Origin of the sequence: Rhodoblastus sphagnicola (genome assembly GCF_002937075.1) — a bacterium.
Taxonomy (GTDB): Bacteria; Pseudomonadota; Alphaproteobacteria; order Rhizobiales; family Beijerinckiaceae; genus Rhodoblastus; species Rhodoblastus sphagnicola.
In genome coordinates this window covers 1-5,677 of the sequence record NZ_NHSJ01000024.1, presented here as the reverse complement: position 1 = coordinate 5,677, position 5,677 = coordinate 1, and the positions used below count along the sequence as shown (strand labels likewise).

The window sequence follows — 5,677 nt, the reverse complement described above, 5'->3', positions numbered from 1 at the left end:
CCGCGACGCCGAACTGCTCGCGGATTGCTTGACCCTGCTGGTGGAGGGCGCCCGCGTCAGCTGGCAGTCGGTGGGTCCCGGGGGGCCAGGCAGTCGCTTCGCCGAGACCGCCGAAGCCATTATCGCGGCTTTCGCCCGCCAGCCGACAGCGGTAAGTGTTTGACTATAAGCGATATATCCGGACGCGACCGCCTGTTTGGCCGCTTCCCCAGCCAACGGACTCGCTCACCTCGCTTGCGCCAGACCGCGAGAAACAAAACCTGCCCCGATGGTGTAGCGACACTGGAGCGGGCCATGAACGCCAGCGGTAAGCCAATCGTTTGAACGATGCGAACGCCGCGCTTGTTTAGAACGTTTCGCCCCGCGTTGACCTCGGCGATCAGCTTTGTCTTGTCGGGGATGCGGCGATCGAGGCGTTGAGTGGAGAGAGCGGCGCGTTCGGATTCCGCCATGTCGAGCCAGCTCCCATGCTTTGGCGTGAAATGCCGCTCGAAGCGCTCGACAAGCGGAGTCGCCTCAGTTGCGGGGAACGCCGCGCAGAGCGACGCCGACGTGCGCGTTGAGAGGTTGTCCTGCACCGGCGCGAAGCCCCACCGGAAACTGGTGTATGCGTTGGATGGTCTCGCGCCCGTTCATCAACCCGCATCCAGATGTCCAGCCTCAACCGTCGCGTGAACCTTTGGCGCAGGCCGCGCCCGGTTCGGTCGCCGTCGCGCGCGAATCTGTCGGCGCGGCGTCGCCTGGCTCGCCTTCGCATTTCGAAGAGGCGGACGGCGTCGCCTGCGCCTCCGGCGCCCGATCGAGCGGAATCGTGATGGCGCATCCCGTCAGCATGGTCGTCCCCAATGCCAATACCGCGGCCGAAAACAACGAAGTTGACGTGATGCGCCGCAACAGCGGGGGACGCAGACGAAGGCGCGCCATCAGTCCAGGTTTTGTCATCCGTCCGTTCCTCTCAGTCGGCCGCGCAAACCTTCGACCCCCATCACGCCCGTTTCATCGCTCTCGACTTCCGTGGCCGTCGCCTGTTGGCCCGCGCGCACGTGCTGCGCGCCCTGGACGATGACCCGATCGCCATCGCGAATTCCAGCGACCACCACCACGGCGTCGCCGAATCCGCGCGCGACGGACAGAACGCGCGCCTCGACTTTGCCGTCGCTCCCGAGAAACATGGCGGTCGTCTCCCCCTGCTTGCTGACGGTGACGGCGCGCTGCGGGACGAGAAAGCTGCTCTGCGTCACGCTCTCTTCGACGATGGCTCTGACTGGCATACCTGGCTGAAGCAGCCGTTTTGGATTGGGAACGACCGCTTGGACGGTGATCGCGCCGGTGATCGGGGCGATGTCGGCGTCGGACAATTCAAGCGCGCCGGCCAGCGGAGAGATCGCGCCGTTCTCGAGCCTGAGTTTCACGGCGACATTGGAACCGCTCATCTTCACACGTCCCGCGTCGATCGCCTGCCGCAGGTTTGAAAGATTCGTTCGCGACAAATTGACGCCGACGAAGATCAAGTCGAGCGTTTTAGCTGTGGCCAGCGCGCTTGAATGCGCAGCGTTGACGAGAGCGCCGGAGGTGGCCGAGGAGCCGTCGATCCGTTCGCCGGGACCGGCTTCAGCCGTGAATGACGCCACGACGCGCCCCGGAAACTCATAGATTGTCGTGGTCGCCTGGGGATGAAGCGTGACGACGCCGACTTCCGGAGCGTCAGCTGCGGGCTTGCAGCCGAAAAGCCCGCCAAGGATCGCGAGGATTGCGAACCTGGCGCCCATCGAATGAGACGGCATCGTCTTCTCCTCCATGGACACGGGTGTCGGGGCCGGCTCGACGCCGGCCGACCACCATCTATCCCGCGCGCATTGGTCGACTGTGGAGGTTTCGTCCAGATTTGATGGAGATCGCCGACCCCGTGAGAGCGCCAGCGGGGCCGTTTTTGATATTATCATTGTATTTCAATTATTTACTCGCTCAAGCGGGTTCTGTTCGACGATTTGCGCTCGGCGGAATTCAGCAGCTATGTTCGAAACCAAGCAGTCTCGCCGCCGGGCGCGACGATGACAGGAGCCCTGTAGACCAAATGAAAAAGATGCTTTTGCAAGCGGCGCTCATCATCGCGGCGGCGGTCCTTGCTGACAATGCGGTCGCCATGCCGCTGGCGCGAGTCGCAAACGACGCCGTCGTGACGACGATCGATTGGCGATGCGGACCAGGCTGGCGCGCCACCGCCTGGGGCGATTGCCGTCCTTATCGCCGCCATAGCTATGATTACGACTATTCGTGGCCGCATGACGACGGCGCCTATGCCGGATTTTCCTGGCATTCCGACCACGACTGGCGTCACGAACATGAGTGGCATGATGATGACAGCTGGAGCCATCACCATCACGAAGAGTGGGACGAGTGATCCGAGCCTGTGTCACATTTTTCCCGGGGCGGGCGCCGCCTGCCGCCCAGCGGGCGCGCCCGATCCATCGGAGCTGGACCTTATGAACGAGCTCATTCTCATTGCGGAAGACGAGCCTGAAATCGCCAGGATTCTCGACGCCTACATGGTGCGGGAGGGTTTCAGGACCGTCACGGCCGCGGATGGTCAGACCGCGCTCGATCAGCATCAGATTCTCAAGCCGGATCTCGTACTTCTGGACGTCAAAATGCCCAAGGTTGACGGCTGGGAGGCTCTGGCCGAATTGCGGCGGCGCGGCGACACGCCGGTCATTATGATCACCGCGCTCGATCAGGACATCGATCGCCTGCAGGGATTGCGGCTCGGGGCGGACGATTATGTGGTCAAGCCGTTCAATCCCGCTGAGGTCGTCGCCCGCGCCAAGGCGGTGTTGCGACGTTCGAACCGCGCCGGCGGCAAGCCTGTTCTCAGGATCGGAAAGCTCGAAATCGATCTCGAAGGTCATCTCGCCAAGGTGCGGGAAGACGATGGGGCGACGCCGCTGAATTTCACGCTGACGGAGTTCCGCCTGATTGCGCATATGGCGAAGGCGCCGACGCGCGCTTTCGGTCGAAGCGAGTTGATCGACGCCTGCCTGCCGGGCGGAGACGCGCTGGAGCGAACCGTCGACAGCCATGTCAGCAATCTCCGCCGCAAACTCGAAGACGCCGGCGCGAAGAGCATGATTTCGGTCGTTCGCGGGATCGGCTACCGATTGGCGGCGCCATGAGACAGGATCGTCTCAACCGGCAAATCATGCTGTCGATGAGCGTGGTCGCCACCATCGCGGTGCTGATGGTCTTCGTCGGGTCATTCATCTTCTACGCGATCTACCTGAGCTTGTTTCCGCCGCCGCCCGAACCGCCTCCGCTGCTCCCGGAGGCCTCGGACTTCGTCCTTGTCGCCGTCTTCCTCCTGGTCGGCCTCGCCGTCGCGATCCATGTCGCGCTTCGGCTGACCCGGCGAATCCTCGCGCCGCTCAACTCCCTGGCGGAGAGCGCGCGAAAAATCGCCGCGGGCGATCTGACCGCGCGCGCGGTCCCCGGCGACCGCACGCTCGGCGAGACGGCGCAACTGGTGGATGATTTCAACGCAATGGCGCAAAGGCTGCAGGACACGGCGGAGGCCATGGCGTCGCGGAACGTCGCGATCGCGCACGAGTTGCGCACGCCCTTGACGATCTTGCGCGGCAATTTGCAGGGCGTCGCCGATCACGTGTTCGAACTGGACGACCAGATGCGCAAGACCTGTATGTCCCAGGTCGAGGGCCTTTCGCGCCTTGTCGACGACCTGCGGATCGTGACGCTCTCGGAGAGCCATCAGCTCGAAATGGGTTTCGAGCCCACGGATTTCGCGGCGGAGGTTTGTCGCGCCGTCGACGCCATGCGTCCCGCCCTCACCGAAGCGGGCTTCACAATCGAGACGGCGATCGAACCGGTCACCCTGCGCTGCGACGGCCTGCGGTTGGGGCAAGCCCTTGTCGCCTTGCTGGAGAACGCGCGCCGCTACGCCACGCCCGGGTTGATCCAGATCGGCGCGCGCCGCGCCCAGGCCGACATCGTCCTGTCTGTCCAGGATGAGGGGCCAGGCCTGAGTTCCGACTTCGCGCCGCGCGCCTTCGAGATTTTTGCACGCGGGGAGCCTTCCCGGTCGCGACGCTTCGGCGGGTCCGGGCTTGGCCTGTCCGTCGTCCGCGCCATCGCGGAAGCGCACCAGGGGCGCGCGCAATACCGAACATCTCCGACGGGCGGCTCGATCTTCGAGATCGCGCTTCCTTGCGAAGACATGGGCGCCGCCGGCGCGCCCGGAATCGACTGAGACCTCTCTGGCGCGCTTCGGCGCATCGCACATTTTCCGAGGAGACGCGGATGCCTACGACGACCTGCCCCCGCCACCTTCGCGATCAGCGCGACAATTCGGAAGTCCTCGCCGCCCCCCTCTTTGGCGTTATGCGCGCAAACGCCTCGCGTCCTGCCGGCGAGAGCCGGTTTCGGCGCACGGCGAATAGCAAAAACCAGGAGTCAATGATTTGAAACCGGACGACCAGGACAGCCGCATGACGATGGATGTCGCAGGATATGCCGACATGCGGGAATTCAAGAGAGAGCTTCGGGCGGCATTCGCCGTGGCCGTGGCCGAAACATTTGGCGATGTCCCCGCGGAGAAGATTCCGTCCGACGAGGATATCGAAGAGTCGCTCCGTGCGCCGGGCGCCATCGTCTACCACATCCTCTCAGGCGGCAGGAAGGTCGGCGGCGCCGTGATTTGCATCGACGAAACGACGCAAAAAAATTCTCTCGATCTGTTCTATGTCTCGAAAAGCGAACAGGGCCGCGGCATCGGATACAAGGCGTGGCGCGCCATCGAGACCCTGCATCCGCAGACGAGGGTTTGGGAAACCTGCACGCCCTGTTTTGAAAAGCGCAACATTCACTTCTACGTCAACAAATGCGGTTTCAAGATCGTCGAATATTTCAACAGGAACAACCCGGACCCCCATGCGCCGGGCGAGAGAGAGCCGCCCGGAGAATGGGAGTTTTTCAGGTTTGAAAAAGCGATGAGGCCATGACCGCGCCGAGGCGGAGGATTGCGTTCGGTCCGCCCGACCGGGTGACAAAACCTCGTCCTTGTCCAGATCGCCGCTTTCGCGCACCTGCGAACCGGGGTGCATGTCACTGCGTGCGCGACTCCGTGCAGCGGAGACGCTTTCGTCAAAACAACTTGACAAGAAAGCCTTCCTATAGCCGATGCTCTGAAGAGCTGAATACGCGAAGCAAGAGACAGACGCATGACCGACGACACCCAGGCCCCCGACCCGACTTCCGACTCCGATCCGACCGCTTCGGCAACGCCGGCGTTGGCCGAGACTTCCGCGCCGGAGCTCAAGGTCAAGACGAAGAAGACCGGACGAGGCGGCGCGCGGGCGGCGAAGGTGGCGAAGTCTCCCAAAGCGACGCGCGCGCGCAAGGTCGCGAAGGCGGAGGAAGCCGTGGCGACGGTCTCGGAAGAAGCTGCTGAGCCTGTCGCCAAAACGGCCAAAAAGCGTAGCCCTGCGCGAGCAGCGAAGAGCGCGAAACCGGCCAGGGTGACGAAGACGGTGGAGGCGGCGAAGCCGGTCAAATCCGGCGGGCCTGGAAAGCGAGCCAAACCCGAAAAGGTCGCCAAGCCGGCAAGAGTCGCAAACGCCGCGAGCAAGGCGGCCAAGGCCGCGCCGTCGACCCTCGCCAAGAGGCCGGC

The 5,677-nt window shown here is 63.7% G+C and carries 6 protein-coding genes and 1 pseudogene; 5 read left to right on the top strand and 2 right to left on the bottom strand.

Translation table 11 applies throughout. The features are described from left to right. Positions 1–660 precede the first annotated feature (660 nt). A complete protein-coding gene (locus CCR94_RS24905; RefSeq protein ID WP_158254579.1) occupies positions 661–834 on the bottom strand; it encodes a hypothetical protein in 174 nt (57 codons plus the stop codon). Between the two features lie 104 nt (positions 835–938). Then, complete coding sequence (locus tag CCR94_RS02175; RefSeq protein WP_146089810.1) at positions 939–1,784, bottom strand: permuted SH3 domain-containing protein; 846 nt, start codon at positions 1,782–1,784, stop codon at positions 939–941. 158 nt (positions 1,785–1,942) lie between these two features. Between CCR94_RS02175 and CCR94_RS02170 the strand changes: the two genes are divergently transcribed. The 5 genes and pseudogenes from CCR94_RS02170 to CCR94_RS02150 form a co-directional block, all read left to right on the top strand. Then, positions 1,943–2,401: a GCG_CRPN prefix-to-repeats domain-containing protein gene (locus CCR94_RS02170; protein WP_146089809.1), complete on the top strand. Its 459-nt coding sequence runs from the start codon at positions 1,943–1,945 to the stop codon at positions 2,399–2,401. 82 nt (positions 2,402–2,483) lie between these two features. Continuing rightward, a complete protein-coding gene (locus CCR94_RS02165) occupies positions 2,484–3,170 on the top strand; it encodes a response regulator (protein WP_104506245.1) in 687 nt (228 codons plus the stop codon). After that, positions 3,167–4,258: an ATP-binding protein gene (locus tag CCR94_RS02160; RefSeq protein WP_104506244.1), complete on the top strand. Its 1,092-nt coding sequence runs from the start codon at positions 3,167–3,169 to the stop codon at positions 4,256–4,258. Before CCR94_RS02165 ends, CCR94_RS02160 begins: the two co-directional genes overlap by 4 nt. A gap of 211 nt (positions 4,259–4,469) precedes the next feature. Next, entirely contained in the window at positions 4,470–5,009 is a 540-nt protein-coding gene (locus tag CCR94_RS02155) for a GNAT family N-acetyltransferase (protein ID WP_104506243.1), read from the top strand. 219 nt (positions 5,010–5,228) lie between these two features. Next, positions 5,229–5,677: pseudogene (locus tag CCR94_RS02150) on the top strand (hypothetical protein); the annotation flags it as partial.